Source organism: Halochromatium roseum, assembly GCF_016653315.1.
Lineage (GTDB): Bacteria > Pseudomonadota > Gammaproteobacteria > Chromatiales > Chromatiaceae > Lamprobacter > Lamprobacter roseus.
In genome coordinates, this window is the sequence record NZ_NHSH01000044.1 from 102,375 (window position 1) to 119,319 (window position 16,945).

A 16,945-nucleotide genomic window follows, 5' to 3' on the forward strand; every position below is an offset into this window, starting at 1 on the left:
GGAATGGCCTATTCCAAGCCCTGGCAAAGCTACGCGGAGCAACTCGACCTGCTGGTCTCCCGTGGCCTGATGGTGACGGATCGACCCAAGGCTCTGGAGTATTTGCAGCGCATCGGTTACTACCGCCTGAGCGGCTACTGGTTTCCCTTCCGGGAACGGTCGGGGCTGCTGATCCTGCTTGACGAGAACGGCCGGAAACCCGCCAAGAAGCAACGGAAGGAAACGAGAATCGCTCTCGATGATTTCCGGCCCGGCGCGACCTTCGAGGATGCGGTCAAGCTCTACGTCTTTGACAAGAAGTTGCGCATGCTGGTGATGGACGCGCTGGAGCGAATCGAAATCGCGCTGCGGGTGGATGTCTCACACACCCTGGGCAAGCTCGACCGCTTCGCCTACCTCAATCCCGCGCTGTTCCATTCGGAATTCAGCGAGAAACTGCACAATGATAAGGGCGTAACCAGCCACCATGAATGGTTGGGAAAGCACGCCCAACTGATCAGTCGCTCCAAGGAGGAGTTCGTCCTTCACAACAAAACCAAGTACGGTCAGCCCTTGGCGATCTGGGTCGCTTGCGAGGTGTGGGACTTCGGAACGATGTCTCGACTCTTCGACGGAATGAAAGAGGTGGATCAGGACACCATCTCGGCCCGGTACGGCATCCACAATGGCCGCATCTTCGCCACCTGGCTGCGCAGCCTGAACTACCTGCGCAACGTTTGCGCCCACCACAGCCGCTTGTGGAATCGGAACATCGTCGATCAGCCCAGGCTGCCACCGGCGACCGAAGTGCCCTGGGTTGCGCCTTTCGAGGATAGCGGCCATCTCCGGGCACGCTGTTTCTTGCTGCTGCGCATCGCCCGACACCTGCTCCAAGTGGTGAACCCCAATTCGAGTTGGCCGGTGCGGATAAAGGAGCACTTGCAGGACTTCCCAGACCTGAACCACCTGGAGTTGAACCTTTCAGGGATGGGAGCACCGGAGTGTTGGGAAGCTGATTGGTGAGAAACGCCAGGCAATAAAAAAACCCCTTAGCGATCATCCCGCCGAAGCGGTTCCACCGAAAGGGGCCGTGTTATGCGTAACCTTAGGCCCACTGGGCCTGGAAATCAAGCCTGAGATGGCTTGCCTCGGATTACTTCGGACCGTCCGTCACGCCGCTTACAGGCTACGCGGCAAGCGTCGCGCCGGGCTGCGCCGTGCTTGGTTCCGGGCCGCCAGACTACCTCCACAAGCTCCGGCAGACTAGCTTAGTGCCACTTGTTGTGGTCTGTTTATCTGCAGCATGATCCATTTCGACACCCACAAGCACCTATTTCTCAACGTCCGGCATCCATTGCCCATTCTGTCGGGGTAGTACAGATTCAGAACACCACCCTTGGGTCATGTGCCACCTTGCGCTTTGATCACTTTGGCCAGCTTGTCCATCCGCACCAGACCCTCGCTCACCAGTTCGGTCAGCCGCTGACTGATGGTGTCGCGCTCGACCGAATAGACCTTCTGCAGCACATAGACCACCTCGCAGGCGACCTCAATGGGGAGTGTCACCTGTTGCTGTTCGAGGATTTCCGCTGCCCGAGGGGAGAGCTCGGCATGATCCTCAAGCAAATAGCGCAGGACCACATTGGCATCGACCAGGTCATGGAGCGTCGCTCACCGCATCCGACCAGGCCGTCTGTTCGCGAGCCATGCGCTCGGGATGCGCATACTCTTTGAGGCTTCCGCGCAGACTCTTGCGTGGCTTGGTGACAGGGGCCGGTTCGTTGGCGGTGGCCAAGATGATGACCTCCACCTCCTTGCCCCAGAAGGCTTCGGGCAATTGCAGATGCAGTTCGCCGTGGGTGACCCGTTCAATCGTGCGGATGGCTTCCATGGATGATGTACTCACTGTGACCGAGGGTTTTGCCGAGCCTGAATTCAATTCCAGCCTTCGCGCGCCAAGGCGAGGTACTGGTCGACGGCTTGGCGCGAGTGCTACGCCGCGCCATAGAAGTGCTGGAGGTCGAAGGGCTCAGCTGATGGCTGCGCGGGTAGTGCGGATGCGGGCTCTTCTTGGGCGGGTTGTTGCAGGGCAGATTCCATCAAGTGGAGCCTATATCGGTCATTTGGCTTCGAGGCCTCGGTTTGCGCGACTACTCGTGTCGGTCTGATGATTGTCTGTTCTGGCCATCGTTCGATGTTCCTTTAGTCATCCTTTCGTCCTTGGACCAGAACGGCGCTGAGTATGCTTCTCGAGTATAACGCCAGAGATGACGGTGGATAATCGCTCGCGGCGATGCTCGGCAGAGAGCCCGCGAGGCGGGAGCCACGGCAGCGGCACCACCCACGGCCTGGATGAGCTAAGTGACTGTCCATTTTCTACTTCCCAATCATCGCCCAGCAGTGGCCCTCAAATCGGGAAGACGTTGATGGACGGTTTCTAAGCGCCGGTGAGCATCAGGTGTTGATTCAGCTCTATCTCATCAACCGCTGGCTGGAGAAGGGCGGTGTTGCCCTGATCGACGAGCCCGACCTCTATCTGCACCCGTCGCTGGTCTCGAGCTTTCTCGCCCGACTAGAGAAGATGGTGGCCGACCGGGACGGACAACTGCTCATCACCTCCCACGTGCCCGAGGTGTGGAGCCGCTACGAGGCGCTGGGGCGGCGCATCCTGCTCGAGGTTTCATTGGAGCGTCAAAACGGTTGGCATACTTCTTGGCGAAGGCATCCCGCGCCTTATTCAGTGAGGCTTCGTCCAGATCATCAAGGCTGGCACCGAGCACGGGTTGAGCGGACCAATCCTGCGCCAGTGTTTGCTGGCGGATCAGGTCCTGCTTGTCCAAGCCCAAAGAAACGAGGCTTTCAAGCGCAGTCCAGACCGCGCAGATTCGCCTCGTTGCTGAGCGCCGAGAAATACTCACCGATCCTGTCCGAGCTGTAATCGTTGCCGGCTTGCTTGAATTCCACGACCTCGTTCTCCCAGGTGTGGATCAAGGTTTCGAGCAAGGCTTTCAGGGCTGACTGATCCATGCCAAGACGACCTACGAGCCTTCGACTTCGGTGGCCGGCATATGCTGGCGGAAGAGCTGCCTGATCAATGGTAGTCGCTCTCGCGCTGATGGCGCACGGCCAGGATGGTGACCGTCTCGGCGTCCTCGATCTCAAACAGGGCCACATAGCCAGAATCGCCAAATGGGATCAGCAGTTCACGGAGAAACGGCGAGTCGATCGACGCCTTGCGACAAGTAAATGGAAACTGCTCCAGTGTCACCATGGCCGCGCGAATCGCCGCTAGCGCCCGCTCGGCTAGCACCCAATCCGTGGCATCCCGCTCAAGAATGAACCTGTACAGTCTGAGCAGATCGTCCTCGGCTTCTGGAGTGAAGCGAATCCGATAGGGCATCAGAGCGGTGTGCCAGACTTGTGCGCATCAAGCATCGCTTGGAGCTGATCGACCACTGCGGACGCCTCGACATAGTGTCCGGTCTGTCTCGCCTGATCACGCGCCCTCAAGCCGCGTTCGATAAACGCTTGTTCGGCCTGACGATAGGCCACGCTCTGACGAATGGCCTGCTCAACGAAGCTCGACAAGGTCTCGCCCTCCTGCAAGACGCTTTCTGCAGAATGCCGCAGTTCCGGATCAACCCGCAGGGAAGGAATCGTGGCTGTTTTCATCTCAGCACCTAGTGCGTTGCATTTGCGATGCACTATGCCCGCTCTTTGGCAACAGCGCAAGCGCTATCCTGCTGGTGTCTTGACGAACCGCGCCTTGGCTGGACGGCTGACGTCGGCCTCTTCCGAACAGAGATAGAGCAGCAGTGACAGGATCGGGACGAGGTCGTGCGCATCCTGCTCTGGCGCAATCTGCTCGAACAGCGCGAGCTTGTCGGGTAATCACAACAATTCGCGGACATGTAAATCAGTTAACGCCGTCTGCACCACAGCCGTCTGCAGATCGGGCGGATAGCAGAACATCGCCTGCGACGGACGCGTTGAAGACAGGACGAATCAGGCTGAAGCCAGGCCAACCACATCCAGCAACTTGGCATAGTCGGTGATGACGTCGTACTTCACCTTGTCATGGGTGATGCGTTGGCCGATCTCGTCGAAGAACTTGCGCGCGCAGGCGATCTTGGTCTGCTCGATCTCGCGTAGCTTCATCGTGGACATACTGCCCTTGGTCTCGGCGACGAAGTAGATATGCCGGACGCTCCCGGCGGTGAACGAGATGGCCCAGTCCGGGTTGTAGTCGCCAACCGGTGTCGGGATCAGGAAGCCGCGTGGCAGCTTGGCGTAGACCACCACTTCCGGGCGGGTCTCGAGGTCGTTGACAAAGTCCCGCTCGACCTTGGAGTCGACGATGGCGTAGTCGTAGACATGGTGCTTGAGCTTGGCCGTGGCGCGCGAGAAGTCATGGCCGGTCTGGTTGGCGGTGAAGATGTCGACGTCGTAGCGATCGTCGATCGCGTCATAGGCCAGACGCTCGATCACCATGGCGGCCTTCTGCTCGGTGATCAGACGCGAGGCCTCGGCGATGAAGTGTTCGGGGTTCTGACGGAACTGCTTGAAGACCGGGGGCTGGATGCCGCTGAGGATGCTGGCGACGGTTTGCCTCACCAACTGGGTGTTCTCGGCGAGCTTGCCCAAGAGGTCATAGCTCACCCCTGAGTGAACGGAATCGCCCCGCTCGGTGGCGGTTTCCATCACCTTGAAGCCGTCTCCCGCTCGCAGTTGCTCATCGGTCAGCGCACCCTTCTGTTCGCCTTTCTGCACGATGTACTGCAGCGGCGTCACGCGCAGTTTGCTGTCCAGCACGCTGATGCACTTGTCGATCAGTTCCTTGGACTCGAAGTCGACGCGATAGACCGCCTTGCGGTTGATGCGCTGCCAGAGTTCCTGGAAGGCTTGCTTCTCGAAGTTGCCGTTGAGCGGGTTGGTCTTTGGCTTGCGACCGTCCTCGGGGGTTGGTAGTTGCTTGTCGCTGAAGACGCTATCGATCAGCTCGAAGACCTGCTCGGCATAGGACTGCAGCTCAGGCGGTAGCTCCGCCAAGGTGCCGGTGGCCTTGGCCTGGTGATAGGCATCGGCAATGTGATCGGCCTCGTCCGTGTAATCGTTCTTGACCAGATAACGGTAGAGCTGCTTCGCCAGCGGTGCCGACAATTCGACCGGTCCCTGCGCGGTCTGCAACACCTTGCCGGTGAAGTAGGCCTCGGTCGCCTGTCGCGGGCGCGCGGAGAGGGTGTCGACGATCTCATGCTGCAAGCCGGCGACAAAGTCCTTGTAGCTCTCGCTGGCCACCACCGTCAGCACATTGACCTGATGCACCAGGCTCGGATGGTCCATGCGCTCGCCCTGCTGGTCCACGCTCAGGCGCAGTCCGCGTCCCACCTCCTGGCGACGCGAGATGCTATTGTCGCTGTGCTTGAGCATGCACATGACGAACACGTTCGGGTTATCCCAGCCCTCGCGCAGCGCCGAGTGCGAGAAGATGAAGCGTACCTGTCGCTTGGCGCGATCCTCGGGGCCGTCGTGCGGGCCGGGAAAGGCCAGCAGGCTCTCCTTGTCCTTCAGGATCAGGTCGTAGGCATCGACATCGTCGGAGTCGACCGCCTTGGCGCCGACCTTCGGGTCTTTGAGGCGCTTGGTCTTCTTGTCGACCGCGAAATAGCCTTGGTGGGTCTTGGCGGGGTCGATCGCGCCGAGGTACTTGCGATACGCCTCGTTGTCGATCGCCAGCTCGGACAGATACTCATCCTTGAGCAGCGCGTATTCTTCCTCGAACACCCGCGCATACTCGCCCTGCTCGTCGGCCTGGTCGTAGTCGCGGTACTTCACCACCTCGTCGATGAAGAACAGCGAGAGCACCTTGACGCCCTGGGCAAACAGCTGCTTCTCCTTGTCGAGATGCGCCTTGATGGTCTCGCGGATCTGGATGCGGCGGATGTCGCGCTCGGAGACGTCGCCGTTGGCCTCGCCGGCCTTGAGCACCTCGCCGTTGGTGAACTCGACCGTGTCGGTGGTGTAGTCGATTTGGCTGATGATGAAGCCTTGGTATTGGTCCAGCTCGCCGGATGCGACGAAGAGATCGTCGCGAAAGCGCAGCCGGCGCAGTTGCCGCTTGATCTCGCCGGACTTGAGCTTGACCTCCAGCTCGATGCGCGCCACCGGCGCCTGCTTGGAGATGTCGATGCCTTCGAGATAGAGATAGGCGTTGGTGCCGGCCAGCCCACGGGTCTGGATGCCGCGCACCGCGATCTTCTTCACCAGCTTCTGGTTGAAGGCATCGAGCGCGTCGAGCCGATGCACGCGGTGATGCTGGGTGCGATGGGTCGCCGAGTAGCGCAGGATGAACAGCGGCCTGAACTGCGGCAGTGCCTCCAGCGTCGCCTTGCCTTCCATCTTCTGCGGCTCGTCGATGATCAGGATCGGCCGGTTTGACGCGATGACGTCGATCGGCTTGCGCGATTGGAAGTCATCCAGCTCCAGGTAGATGCGGCGGTTGTCGGCCCCGCGCGCATTGAACGCCTGGATGTTGATCACCATGACGTTGATGCCGGCATCCGAGGAGAAGCTCTCCAGCTCATGCAGGCGCTTGGAGTGGTAGATGAAGAAGCGCGCCTTCTTGCCGTAGCCCTCGGTGAAGTGCTCGGCGGTGATCTGCAGTGACTTGTAGACGCCCTCGCGGATCGCGATCGAGGGCACCATGATGATGAACTTCGACCAGCCATAGCGCTGGTTCAGCTCGAAAATGGTCTTGACGTAGCAGTAGGTCTTGCCGGTGCCGGTCTCCATCTCGACGTCCAGATGGATCGGCGTCGCGGCGAAGGCCTGCTTTCGATAGGTGGCCGGCGCGGGCACCCGTGCGCCCTTGTTGTTGAACGTCGTGAAGTCGGAGAGCGACGATGAGACCGGCAGGTTCTGCCGGCGCTGCACCGTCTGGATGTTCTCCAGGATCTGCGCCTCGCTCAGGGCCAGATCGGCGTTCTTGAAGCCCTCGTCAAAGGCGCTGACCTGTGCAATTCGGCCGGGGTCGATGCGGTAGGTCAGGCCGGAGGTCATCGGCTGGCCGGTGAAGCAGTCGACCACCGACTCGACGGCGTTGGTCTGGTAAGGCTGGTTCTTGAACTTGAGCTTCATGAAATTCTCTTTCTGCACCCTTTCTGCATCGAACATGATACGCATCCTTGCAGAAAGCCTTATCTTTCTGATTTATAAAGCATTACTTTCTTTCGCTGGCTCGTTTCACTCTGCAAGCTTCCAGCTTGGCTGTCCCCGTGACCCGACGTTACGAATGCGTCCCTGGCGTCTTAGCTTAGTCAGCAGGTTGCCAATCTTGTGCTCCTTTTGTTCCGGTGTCAGCGCGTCGCTGAGCTTGGTCGCCAGCAGATTGTTGATCTCAGCGCGATTCGCCTGACCAAAACTGGCTAGGTAGTCAGTCAGCAGCTTGGCATAGAACGCGTCGTCTTGAGCGCGGGTATGAATATAGTCCGCCTTGCTGGCCGTCACCTTGGCGACGCTGGCAGAGACGAAATACTTGGGCTTGCGACCCTCGATCAGCTTAGCCCGTTTTAGGCGAGTTACCGCTTCATCAGGGATCGGCAGCCGCTTCTGCACCCGATCCAACGCCAGCACATCCGCGAGCGGCAGCTCGGTTTGCTGGATCAGCAAGCGGCTATAGGCCGGATCGACCATGCCGCCATGGATCGTCAGCTTCACTGCTCCGGGCTCGCTCAGATCGTAATCCGGCATCGGCAAGTAGCGCCCCGCCTGACGCACAAACATGTCATGGATGCCGTAGCCCATGGTGTCGATCATGTTCAGCTCGGCCATCGCCTGGGCTAGGAAGGGGTTGCGATAGCGTCGCGGAACGCGGTTTCCTTCCAGGTAATCATCGGGCTCGCCATCGTAGAAGTTGCCGTCGTTCTCGAACAGGAGCCGGTCCGGCTGTTCGATCACCACCACGCGCGCGTTGCGGCTGTAATCCTGGTGCGCGATACAGTTATGCAAGGCCTCCAGCACCATCCGCTGGTCATACTTGGAGACCTCGATGGGCAACAGCTCATCCTCTGGCAGCAACCGCAACTGGATGTTGCGGATGCGCTGATACAGCTGCGAGGTGGTCAGCAAGAAGGGCGGCGCAAAGTGTTCGTAGGCTCGCTCGATCCCTTCCAGTTTCCAGGTCATCTGCGCAGGATGGGGCGACAGATGCCAAGCCGACTCACGCTTACCAAGCAGCAACAAGGTAGCCCGCGTGAGCTGACCATGCTGGGTGACGCGCGCACGATCCAAAAAGGTCGGTAACGGCCAGGCCTGCACCTCGTCGGCATTAAAACGGTTGGCATACTTCTTGGCGAAGGCATCCCGCGCCTTGTTCAGTGCGGCTTCGTCCAGATCATCGAGGCTGGCACCGGGCACGGGTGAATCTCACAGTCGCGATACCAGTCCTGAATGATCTCCCGCAGCCTCGTCTCTTCGATCTTTGCCTTTTTCAACAAATTGCTGCTTGCTTCACGAATCACTTGCGAGTTGATCCAGGGGCGCTCTAGCCCGAGGACGAACTCAGCCGCGATCTCATGTCGAGGATCATCGTCTTTAGCAACCAACGCATAGAGCCAGAGATTGGTGTCGACAAAGACCTTAGCGGGCATTCGCATCCTCTCGGCTCATGGGTTGAAAATCATTGACGACTAACGGGGTGTTGACCCATTTGGCAAATGAACACTCAGCAAGGGGTTTCGGTTCATCATTGTCATCCTGATGCCGCTGGGCAAGAAACCGGGCAAAGTCGAGCACTTCGGCCTGTTTCTCTTGTGGTAGCCGCTCTAAGGTTTCAATCAGTTCCGCATGGATCATGGTCTTGATCTCATCTGTGAATCGATAGGTCGATCGGTTGCTGTGATCATGGATATGCTCCTTGCTTGGTTAGCTGCATCGTTTCAGCTCCCACGCGCGCAACTCATCCTCGGGCAACGGCTCGAAGAAGCGCTCATCAACCCGTGCGCGTCCGGCCATGGCGCCGAACCGACGGCCCACCCGAGACGGCCCGATGGCACTGAGTCGCGCAATCGGCACGCCGCCCTCGACGATCAAGATCTCATCGCCCTGGCTGGCCTGTTCGATCAACTTGGACAACTGGGTTTCGGCCTCATGCACACTGACTTGCTGCATCGGAACGCTCCGGTATGATTTGGGTGGGGTCGCTGACAACGCGTCGGATGGAAGCGGTCTGGTGCGCTGGATTCCGTTCCGAGTCAAGTCACGCCGCATGCGACAGCACCTTGTTCAGCTCATGCCAGAAGATCGCGGTTTGCTCGGGCTTCTGATCGAAGAAATCCTCGAAAAACCCTGGCGCATTTAAGGCTGCAGGATAAGCATACTGCTCGCCGTCCTCACCCAGCTCGGCGACCCAGTCGGCTGGCTGCTCGGCATCGATTACATCGAACAGCGTGTGTGGGTACAGGTAAGGCTTGCCGGCATCGTTGAGTATCCGAAAATCGTCGGCCTCGATCCCAATCACGAAGTACGGTTGGTTCGCAGAAAGATCTGGATACTCGGGGTGTGTCGTTTTCAGACGAACAATCATCGCCATCAGAGCCTCTTCATCTTGATTTCAAATCGTCCCAAGCCTTGATGCTCGTACCAGTGATACTCATAGGTATCGCCCTGATACTCGACATGCGGGCTGCTCTTCTTGACCCACTTCGAGGCCACCCCACCGTAGGTCGCGACCAGCCGATCCACGTCGCGGATACGCCGGCCCTTTGCGATGACACGCGAGCCTGAGATCAACGCCTTAGTCAGCGGCTCAGACATGCCGATTCAAAGCGCCTTGACCTCGGTGACCGGCGAGAGCTGGCGGAAGATCTGTTCGACGTTGATCTTCACCGCATCCGAGACGAAGCCGTTATCGCGGAAGACGACGCGCAGGGGCTCATGGCCGGCCAGCTCCTTGACCAGCTCCTCGGTCACGCCGCGCTCGAAACAGGCGACCAGAGCGTTGTCGTCGACGAAGAACACCGTCTTGCCCTGCAGGGTCTCGCGGCGGATCGGTAGGGTCAGGTCCACGCCCCAGTCGACCAGCACCTGGAACAGCAGGTCTTCATCGCTGCGGTCCTCCTTGACGTTGTCGACCATGTCGAGCAGGTCGGACTGTTTGACCTCGTCGGGGCGGTAGTAGACGTCCTTCATGTTTGAGGTGTCGACCTTGAGGACGCGAAAGCCAACATCTCGGTTCCAGTCGGGGTGGCATTCGCCTTCGAGGATCTTTTTGCCGGCTCGGCGGATGCGCTCCCGAGAGATCTGAGCAATATTCGTGAATGTTGTTCCGGCGAGGTCGTTTTGTCTCTTCAGCTTTTCAGGCCACTGTACTTGAATGAATTTAAATCCTAAGTTTTTCTCTGCATTGCTCTCCAGTACAGCATGAGCAAAGCTTGATGAACCGGCAAAAAAGTCAATCACAACGCCACCGTTACCGAACGTCTCCAGAAGGCGTCTCATGAGGCGAACGGGTTTAGGTGTATCGAAAGGGGAAGCACCGTCGAAGAGTTCCTTCATCTCAAGAGTTGCCTCCTTGTTGTGCCCCGCCTTTTCATAATCCCACCATGTATGCGGTGTTGTCGTTGCCTCTTTTTCCTCCAAATACGACTTAAGCATTGGGCGAGCAGAACCATCGACACCCCACCATATCCGCTCCTCCCTTACCCATTCGTTGAATTGCGCCTCATTGCAGCGCCAGTAACGATTAGGTGGAGGCCTAAACTCCTGTCCATTTCTAAAAATCGTGAAAAGACCCGCTTGGTAAGGCTTACTCGCTGACAAATCTTGTGCTCGCCATCTCCCTCTAGGATCATTGTCCGGATTTTTATACGCTTGGAGTTGTTCCTCCGTCAGTGGCCACTTCTGAACCTTCGCATCTGCAGCACTCTTAGAATAGACGTGTATAAAGTCGTGCATGTCTGATATGTGTCGCGCTGTAACATTTGCGACGTATCTCTTTTGCCACGCAAGAGTCGCGACAAAATTCTCTTCGCCGAAAATTTCATTCATGACTTTCTTGAGATTTGCTGACTCGCCATCGTCGATTGAAACACAGATGAATCCAGTTTTTGATAGCAAGTTTCTTGCAACCTTGAGGCGCGAATAGATCATCGATAGCCAATCCGAATGAAAACGGCCATTAGACTCTAGATTCGCGACCATGCGGTTGCCGATGTCATCAGCTTGTAGCGACTTGATGAGAAACTCTTCTGCTGATTTCGAAAAATCATCGTCATAGACGAAATCATTACCAGTATTGTAGGGTGGGTCGATAAATATTAACTGTACTTCACCAAGAAATGGCTCCTGTAGTATCTTTAGAGCCTCAAGATTATCTCCTTCGATAAATAGGTTCTCAGTTGAATGAAAGCGGACACTTTCTCCCTCATCAAGCCGTAAAGTTTTCGCAATTGGAGCATTGGCTGCAGCCAACGCTTCCCGCTTACCCGGCCAATCCAACCGATACCGCTCCTGCGGCCCCTCCACGACATGGTCGCTCAACTCCTGCTTGAGCTGATCGAAATCCACCGCCAAACGCAGCTTTCCCGTCGCTTCATCGCGCGCCTCAGTCACACAGCCGGGGAACAACTCGCGGAGCTTCGCGATGTTGTCTTGGCTCAGGTCGGGGCTGTGCATTTTCAGTTTGTCCATGTCTCTTTCCTCAATCCGGTTGCTTAACTCGGTTCGATAGCAGGCATAGCGGGCTAGGATTGAATCAAAGGCGCGTTCGGCCGCGCTGCCTAGCTTGACCATTTTCGTAACGCCACGAAAATGGTTTCTTGGGTACGCAACCTGTTGTTTCGCAGAACTTAATGGCGTGCATTATGGTCGTCTGAAAGTCTCCCCGCGCGCATGGCTAAGCGGCTCTTGAGGGTCATGGGTGAACGCAAAGCCCGCCAGAACCAGTTGGACGAGCGCGTAACCGGCATCGCTTCAAGCAACTCGTTAGGCAACCTCTGCTAATTTTTGTACGACGCCTTTACCATAAGTTGAGGGCGGCAATGGTTTTCCTTCTCTTTTCCACAAATCGAACCATTCCTCTACGATCTCACAAAGCTCTGAATAAACCTCTTTTTCATCTTCCCCATGACAGCAGGGGCCGATCACACCTGGGCATTGGCCGATAAAGCATTGATCTTCATCCGACCATTCAACAATTTTTAAGTATTTTGCACTTTCTTTCATTGTTTTGCTTCTCGAATTTTCTGCGCCACTTCTTTTTCTTGGTAAGACTTTGCATCGTCCACAGGTTGGCTAGGCGCGTCAATGTGGCCATCTAGCCGCTGAATCGCATCTGATTTCATCTGATCAGTCCCTCAAGTTCCTGCTTGGCCGCACGCAGCTCAGCATTGATAGCGACGCGTTTGTTGAACTGCTTCTCGCGTGCCAGCTGCGCTTTGATACGCTCGACCTCGCGGGTCTTCGCCTTGACGGCCTCGGCCTGTGCGATACGCGCCCCAAGCGACACCGCCTCGGCGCGCGTTATCTGATCAGCATAGCCTTCCGGGGCCTCGGCCACACCCGTCGCAGCGCCCGAGCCTGCTCCGGACACCTGCCGCTCCACCAGCGGGCTCAGCAGCCGCTCGTAGAGTGCCCCGAGATTCGTCGCGACCGGTAACGGTTCGCGGAGCGTCTCCCCGGGCAACCACTCCGTCTCGAAATAGTCGCCGATGACCCAGCGCGTGCGGTCGGCTTCGCTGGGCCGTTTCCAAGCAGCCGCCAGCTTGATCCGCTCGCCATGGGACAGCTCAAAGATCAGCGGAAAGGGAATCGCCTTGTCGATCGCGCGCAGCAGCTCCCGGTCCAGCACCGCCGTCTTCTGGACGATACGAAACACTTGGATCTCGGCCACGGCATCCGTCGCCGCCAGGTTGATGGTCTCGGGGGCCAGCTTGTGCGACCAGAGGATCTGTTCGACCTCGCGCACGAAGCCTTCCTTCAGCGCCCGGTTGGCGCTGGCGTGCTCATAGAGCTTGGCCTTCGGGACCACGCGGCCGAATGCCGCGGCGTCTGGCCACGCATAGAGCGTCATGCGTCGCCCCCTTCGATGACGAGAAAGGCGATCAGCTCGAAGTCGTCGAGCCCCTGCATGGTGGTGGTGAGCGCGGTGGTGCGGCCACCGCCGAACAGGCTCTCAATGTCCTGCTCCTCTTGCCGAGGAGCTTCATGCTGGAGCCTCCATGACGCTAGCCCAGGAAGCGACGATTGGCGTTACAGGCAAGGTACTGCACAGATCGAGCCCGGAACGGGAGTGGCTGCAACGCTTGAGAGCTGTCACGCTGGTGCTGGAGGAGTTGCCTTTCGGTGGGGTGGCCCGTACCGGCAAGCTCGGCACACCAACGCGTAAGCTGCTCTGGTTCACCAACTACCGCGTCACCGAGCACTGGCAAGGCCAGCTGGAGGCGGCGCCGTTGGCGATGACGTCGGCGGCTCCTGAGCGGTGAGATAGGCGCTGTAGCGTTGATCGCTCTCCATGATGTGGTCACGCAGCCAGTCGCTGAGGAAGTTCATCAGGTCGATCGAGAGGCCCAACTTGCCGCGCTCGAAATCATCCTGGAAGGCCTTGACCTTGAAGATAAAGCGAGCGTGCTCTTGCTTATGCGCCGCAGCATCGGGATAGCCATGCGCGACGAAGAGCCGCTCCTCATTGACGAAATGGATGCGGGTATAGCTCACCAGGCCATTGATCACACGCTGCTGCACCGCGCGGCTGCGCTGCTGACGCATGGCGTCGTGCAAGGCGTTGATCATAGCGATGAGCTTCTTGTGCTCGGCATCGATCGAATCGACCTGCACACTGAAGCGATCGTCCCACTGCAGCAAAGGCATCACACACTCCGGATCTGAGATCAACCACCGCCGCGCGCAGGCCTTGGGCGCAAGCAGCACGACAGCGGCAACGAGGACACAAGCGTCTATGACAGCAACATTATGCAGCAAGGCGCAAACGCTGGGGCGGCGCATTATTTGCGAAGAAGAGCATGCAGCCGGGCGCGGCAGCGTCGCTCAGCGGGCGTTGGAGTGTTATTTTTAGCGAGGGACTTCGCAGCTGCCGCGGCCAGATTGTGCTTATCAGGGGACGGGACATGGCGACAGCGAAGAGGGAGGGGTGACGACGGCAGCGCTAGGGTTTGGCGTCGACTCTGGACGCAATGCGATCAGTAACAAGCAAACGAAAAAGAGCACTGAGGATATGAGCTTTCAGTCTATTCGCAATTACTATGAGCAACTGGTTGTTGACCATCTGATTGATGATCTGGCACCTGAACTGGATATCACAGATGATGACCTGCTCGCCGATATCGCCTGCTTGGCGCTGAATAACCTTCCCGCCCGCTATATCCGTCATGAGGTTGATATGGCATTTTTCCTGACCCCGGGAGAACGTGAACGCATGCGCGAACGGGTGGCAGGGGAAACCCGCAAAGCGGCGGAACGCGTGATCGCTGACGGTGGTCAGCGCAGATAGCAGCGGCCATGGAAAGCACAATCAAGTAGCAGGCGACACCGAGCAGGGTATCAATCCGGGCAGGTTGCGCTATCTTTAGCGTAGGTGCTCCCGCATGAGAAAACAGAGGAGGCCGGCGATGGACGAGGACGCACAGGCGTTGGCCCACAGCATCGTCGAGACGGTGCGCGAACCCTTGCTGATCTTGGATGCCGACCTACGGGTGCGGCAGGCCAACCGCGCCTTCTACCATCTCTTCCAGGTTGCCCCTGAGCAGACCGAGGGGTGCTTGCTCCACGACCTGGGCAATGGGCAGTGGAACATCCCCCACCTGCGCCGCCTGCTTGAGGACATCCTGCCCAAGCACCAGGTATTCAATGACCTTGAGGTGACGCACGCCTTCCCTGGTATCGGCCCCAAGGTGATGCGGCTCAACGCCCGTCGGCTGCGCCAGGCCGGCAGTGAGCTGATCCTGCTGGCGATTGAAGATGTGACCGAGCAGCGCCGGCTGGCGTCAGAGCGGCGGGCCATCGAGACGCGTTTTAGCACGCTGGTGAAGCACTTGCAGGACCATGCCATCTTCACCCTCGACCTCGACGGTCGGGTGACCAGCTGGAACCAGGCCGCCGAGCACGTGCTCGGCTACCGCGAGAGCGAGGTGCTCGGGCAGTACTTCGGCTTCATCTTCACCGCCGAGGAGCGCCAACAGGGCGCTCCCGAGAGCGAGCTTGAGACCGCGCGCGCGCAGGGCCGCGCCGAGGACGAGCGCTGGCACCTGCGCAAAGACGGCGAGCTGTTCTGGGCGCTGGGCATCCTCAGCGCGCTGCACGACGCCGACACTGGCCTGAGCGGCTATGTCAAGATCCTGCGCGACATGACCGCGCGCAAGCGTGCCGAGGCAGCGCTCTCGGAGAGCGAGGCACGCCTGACCTTCGCCTTGGAGACCAGTCATACCGGCACTTGGGATCTCGATCTGATCGACCACACAGCGCATCGCTCGCTCGAGCACGATCGCATCTTCGGTTACGACCATCTGCTGCCGCGCTGGACCTATGAGATGTTCCTGGAGCACGTGGTCCCGGAAGACCGAGCCGAGGTGGATCGCTGCTTTCGCGAGGCGACCGCGGCCAAGCGCGACTGGAGCTTCACTTGCCGCATTCAGCGCAGCGACGGCGCCATCCGCTGGATCTGGGCCGCGGGTCGCCATTACCCCTGTGCCGCGGCCGAGCCGCGCAAGCTGATCGGTGTCGTTCAGGACATCACCGAGCACAAACAGACCGAGCAGGCGTTGCAGGAGAGCCAGGCGCAGCTGCGCCAGCTGGCCAGCGAGCTGAGCCAGGCGGAGCTGCGCGAGCGCAAGCGCCTGGCCGGGCTCGTGCACGACCATCTGCAACAGCTGATCGTGGCGGCGAGCATCCAAGTCAGCACGCTCACGCGCAGCGATGTCGGCGAGCGACGCGTGAGCCTGCGCGAGAGCGCCCAGAGCCTGAGCGAGATCCTCAACGAGATGTTGGTGGCGGCGCGCACCCTGAGCGTGGAGCTCAGCCCGCCGGTGCTCGATGAGACCGGGCTGATCGGGGCGCTGCACTGGCTTGGCGCCCGGCTGCGCAAGCAGCAGCAGTTTGTGCTCAAGCTGCGCGCCGAGCCCGGTGCCGAGCCGGCCAGCACCGACTTGCGCTTCATGCTGTTTGAGGCCGTGCGAGAGTTGCTGCTCAATGTGGTCAAGTACGCCGGCGTCGGCGAGGCCGAGGTGGTACTGCGCCGTCCCGACGCGGACAGGATCGAGATCCAGGTGCGCGATCAGGGCCAGGGCTTTGACCCTGCGCAGGTGCAGGCCCGCCCGCTCGATGAGACCGGCTTTGGGCTGTTCAGCATCCGCGAGCGCCTGGCGCATCTGGGCGGGACGATGACCATCGAGAGCGCCCCCGGACAGGGCACCCGGGTGACGCTGCGCATCGCGGCCCCGGCCCAACGGCCGGCGAGCGAGCTGTCGACAGCGGCGCACGCTGTCGACAACGCACCGACACTGCGCTTCCGCCACCCGCGGTCGTGCCGGTTGTTGGTGGTCGATGACCACCCGGTGTTGCGCGAGGGGCTGGTCAGCCTGTTCGACGTTGAGCACGACATCAAGGTGGTGGGCCAGGCCAGCGACGGTCCGGAGGCGATCCACGCTGCTGCGCAGCTGGCCCCCGACGTGGTGCTGATGGATGTCAACCTGGGGGCCGGGATGGATGGCATTGAGGCCACCCGCCAGATCCGCGCGGCGCACCCACAGACCCGTGTGATTGGACTCTCGATGCATACTGACGCCTCCGTCGAGGCGGCCATGCGCGAGGCCGGAGCCAGTGCCTATCTGGCTAAAGGCTGCGCCTTGGAAACCCTGCTGGAGGCGATCCGGGGGGGCTGCGACAACGCTAAGGGACACGAGGACCCGGCACCGGCGTGAACCTCAACGGCACTTTAGCATCGGGCATGCGGGTG

At 59.4% G+C, this 16,945-nt stretch carries 21 protein-coding genes; 5 read left to right on the forward strand and 16 right to left on the reverse strand.

The window, feature by feature from the left end; genetic code table 11:
* The first annotated feature begins 3 nt into the window (after positions 1 to 3).
* A complete protein-coding gene (locus CCR96_RS06205) occupies positions 4 to 1,002 on the forward strand; it encodes an Abi family protein (protein WP_201218900.1) in 999 nt (332 codons plus the stop codon).
* Between the two features lie 378 nt (positions 1,003 to 1,380).
* Here the strand turns inward: CCR96_RS06205 and CCR96_RS06210 are convergent, their stop codons facing one another.
* Both CCR96_RS06210 and CCR96_RS06215 read right to left on the reverse strand, forming a co-directional pair.
* Positions 1,381 to 1,620 (reverse strand): PIN domain-containing protein, encoded by a 240-nt coding sequence (locus tag CCR96_RS06210; protein WP_201218902.1) that lies wholly within the window; start codon positions 1,618 to 1,620, stop codon positions 1,381 to 1,383.
* A 16-nt stretch (positions 1,621 to 1,636) separates the two neighbouring features.
* Positions 1,637 to 1,870, reverse strand: coding sequence for a hypothetical protein (locus tag CCR96_RS06215; protein WP_201218904.1), 234 nt, complete (start codon positions 1,868 to 1,870; stop codon positions 1,637 to 1,639).
* A 567-nt stretch (positions 1,871 to 2,437) separates the two neighbouring features.
* On the opposite strand from CCR96_RS06215, the gene CCR96_RS06220 reads away from it, so the two are divergent.
* On the forward strand, positions 2,438 to 2,917 hold the full coding sequence (locus CCR96_RS06220) for an AAA family ATPase (RefSeq protein WP_207191882.1): 480 nt from the start codon (positions 2,438 to 2,440) through the stop codon (positions 2,915 to 2,917).
* Between the two features lie 153 nt (positions 2,918 to 3,070).
* Here the strand turns inward: CCR96_RS06220 and CCR96_RS06225 are convergent, their stop codons facing one another.
* The 13 genes from CCR96_RS06225 to CCR96_RS06280 all read right to left on the reverse strand — a co-directional run bounded on the left by CCR96_RS06225 (position 3,071) and on the right by CCR96_RS06280 (position 13,048).
* On the reverse strand, positions 3,071 to 3,379 hold the full coding sequence (locus tag CCR96_RS06225; RefSeq protein ID WP_201218908.1) for a type II toxin-antitoxin system RelE/ParE family toxin: 309 nt from the start codon (positions 3,377 to 3,379) through the stop codon (positions 3,071 to 3,073).
* The gene (locus CCR96_RS06230) at positions 3,379 to 3,651 is read right to left on the reverse strand and encodes a YlcI/YnfO family protein (RefSeq protein WP_201218910.1); all 273 of its coding nucleotides are present in this window, start codon (positions 3,649 to 3,651) and stop codon (positions 3,379 to 3,381) included. Before CCR96_RS06230 ends, CCR96_RS06225 begins: the two co-directional genes overlap by 1 nt.
* Positions 3,652 to 3,984: 333 nt before the next feature.
* Positions 3,985 to 7,116: a type III restriction-modification system endonuclease gene (locus tag CCR96_RS06235; protein WP_201219014.1), complete on the reverse strand. Its 3,132-nt coding sequence runs from the start codon at positions 7,114 to 7,116 to the stop codon at positions 3,985 to 3,987.
* Between the two features lie 105 nt (positions 7,117 to 7,221).
* Positions 7,222 to 8,394 carry an ATP-binding protein gene (locus CCR96_RS06240; RefSeq protein ID WP_338035827.1) on the reverse strand — a complete coding sequence of 391 codons (1,173 nt, stop codon included), beginning with the start codon at positions 8,392 to 8,394 and terminating at the stop codon, positions 7,222 to 7,224.
* A complete protein-coding gene (locus CCR96_RS06245) occupies positions 8,352 to 8,627 on the reverse strand; it encodes a PIN domain-containing protein (protein ID WP_201218919.1) in 276 nt (91 codons plus the stop codon). Before CCR96_RS06245 ends, CCR96_RS06240 begins: the two co-directional genes overlap by 43 nt.
* Positions 8,617 to 8,832: a DUF2281 domain-containing protein gene (locus tag CCR96_RS06250; protein WP_201218921.1), complete on the reverse strand. Its 216-nt coding sequence runs from the start codon at positions 8,830 to 8,832 to the stop codon at positions 8,617 to 8,619. The genes CCR96_RS06245 and CCR96_RS06250 overlap by 11 nt, the downstream gene beginning before the upstream one ends.
* A 69-nt stretch (positions 8,833 to 8,901) precedes the next feature.
* Positions 8,902 to 9,147, reverse strand: a complete 246-nt coding sequence (locus tag CCR96_RS06255; RefSeq protein WP_201218923.1) for a type II toxin-antitoxin system Phd/YefM family antitoxin — start codon at positions 9,145 to 9,147, stop codon at positions 8,902 to 8,904.
* A gap of 88 nt (positions 9,148 to 9,235) precedes the next feature.
* A complete protein-coding gene (locus CCR96_RS06260; RefSeq protein WP_201218925.1) occupies positions 9,236 to 9,568 on the reverse strand; it encodes a hypothetical protein in 333 nt (110 codons plus the stop codon).
* Positions 9,568 to 9,792: a hypothetical protein gene (locus tag CCR96_RS06265; protein WP_200249280.1), complete on the reverse strand. Its 225-nt coding sequence runs from the start codon at positions 9,790 to 9,792 to the stop codon at positions 9,568 to 9,570. Before CCR96_RS06265 ends, CCR96_RS06260 begins: the two co-directional genes overlap by 1 nt.
* A 6-nt stretch (positions 9,793 to 9,798) precedes the next feature.
* On the reverse strand, positions 9,799 to 11,667 hold the full coding sequence (locus CCR96_RS06270) for a site-specific DNA-methyltransferase (protein WP_201218927.1): 1,869 nt from the start codon (positions 11,665 to 11,667) through the stop codon (positions 9,799 to 9,801).
* A gap of 294 nt (positions 11,668 to 11,961) precedes the next feature.
* Complete coding sequence (locus CCR96_RS06275; protein WP_201218929.1) at positions 11,962 to 12,201, reverse strand: hypothetical protein; 240 nt, start codon at positions 12,199 to 12,201, stop codon at positions 11,962 to 11,964.
* Complete coding sequence (locus tag CCR96_RS25050) at positions 12,198 to 12,320, reverse strand: hypothetical protein (RefSeq protein WP_274601080.1); 123 nt, start codon at positions 12,318 to 12,320, stop codon at positions 12,198 to 12,200. Before CCR96_RS25050 ends, CCR96_RS06275 begins: the two co-directional genes overlap by 4 nt.
* Positions 12,317 to 13,048, reverse strand: coding sequence for a DUF4391 domain-containing protein (locus CCR96_RS06280; RefSeq protein ID WP_201218931.1), 732 nt, complete (start codon positions 13,046 to 13,048; stop codon positions 12,317 to 12,319). The genes CCR96_RS25050 and CCR96_RS06280 overlap by 4 nt, the downstream gene beginning before the upstream one ends.
* Before the next feature lie 148 nt (positions 13,049 to 13,196).
* On the opposite strand from CCR96_RS06280, the gene CCR96_RS06285 reads away from it, so the two are divergent.
* Positions 13,197 to 13,460, forward strand: a complete 264-nt coding sequence (locus CCR96_RS06285; RefSeq protein ID WP_201218933.1) for a hypothetical protein — start codon at positions 13,197 to 13,199, stop codon at positions 13,458 to 13,460.
* On the opposite strand, the gene CCR96_RS06290 is transcribed toward CCR96_RS06285, so the two are convergent.
* Positions 13,390 to 13,845: a bacteriohemerythrin gene (locus tag CCR96_RS06290; protein WP_201218935.1), complete on the reverse strand. Its 456-nt coding sequence runs from the start codon at positions 13,843 to 13,845 to the stop codon at positions 13,390 to 13,392. The genes CCR96_RS06285 and CCR96_RS06290 overlap by 71 nt on opposite strands.
* A 280-nt stretch (positions 13,846 to 14,125) precedes the next feature.
* Here CCR96_RS06290 and CCR96_RS06295 point away from each other — a divergent pair, with 280 nt between their 5' ends.
* Both CCR96_RS06295 and CCR96_RS06300 read left to right on the forward strand, forming a co-directional pair.
* On the forward strand, positions 14,126 to 14,485 hold the full coding sequence (locus tag CCR96_RS06295) for a late competence development ComFB family protein (RefSeq protein WP_338035828.1): 360 nt from the start codon (positions 14,126 to 14,128) through the stop codon (positions 14,483 to 14,485).
* A 118-nt stretch (positions 14,486 to 14,603) separates the two neighbouring features.
* Complete coding sequence (locus CCR96_RS06300; protein ID WP_201218937.1) at positions 14,604 to 16,910, forward strand: PAS domain S-box protein; 2,307 nt, start codon at positions 14,604 to 14,606, stop codon at positions 16,908 to 16,910.
* Positions 16,911 to 16,945: the final 35 nt, after the last annotated feature.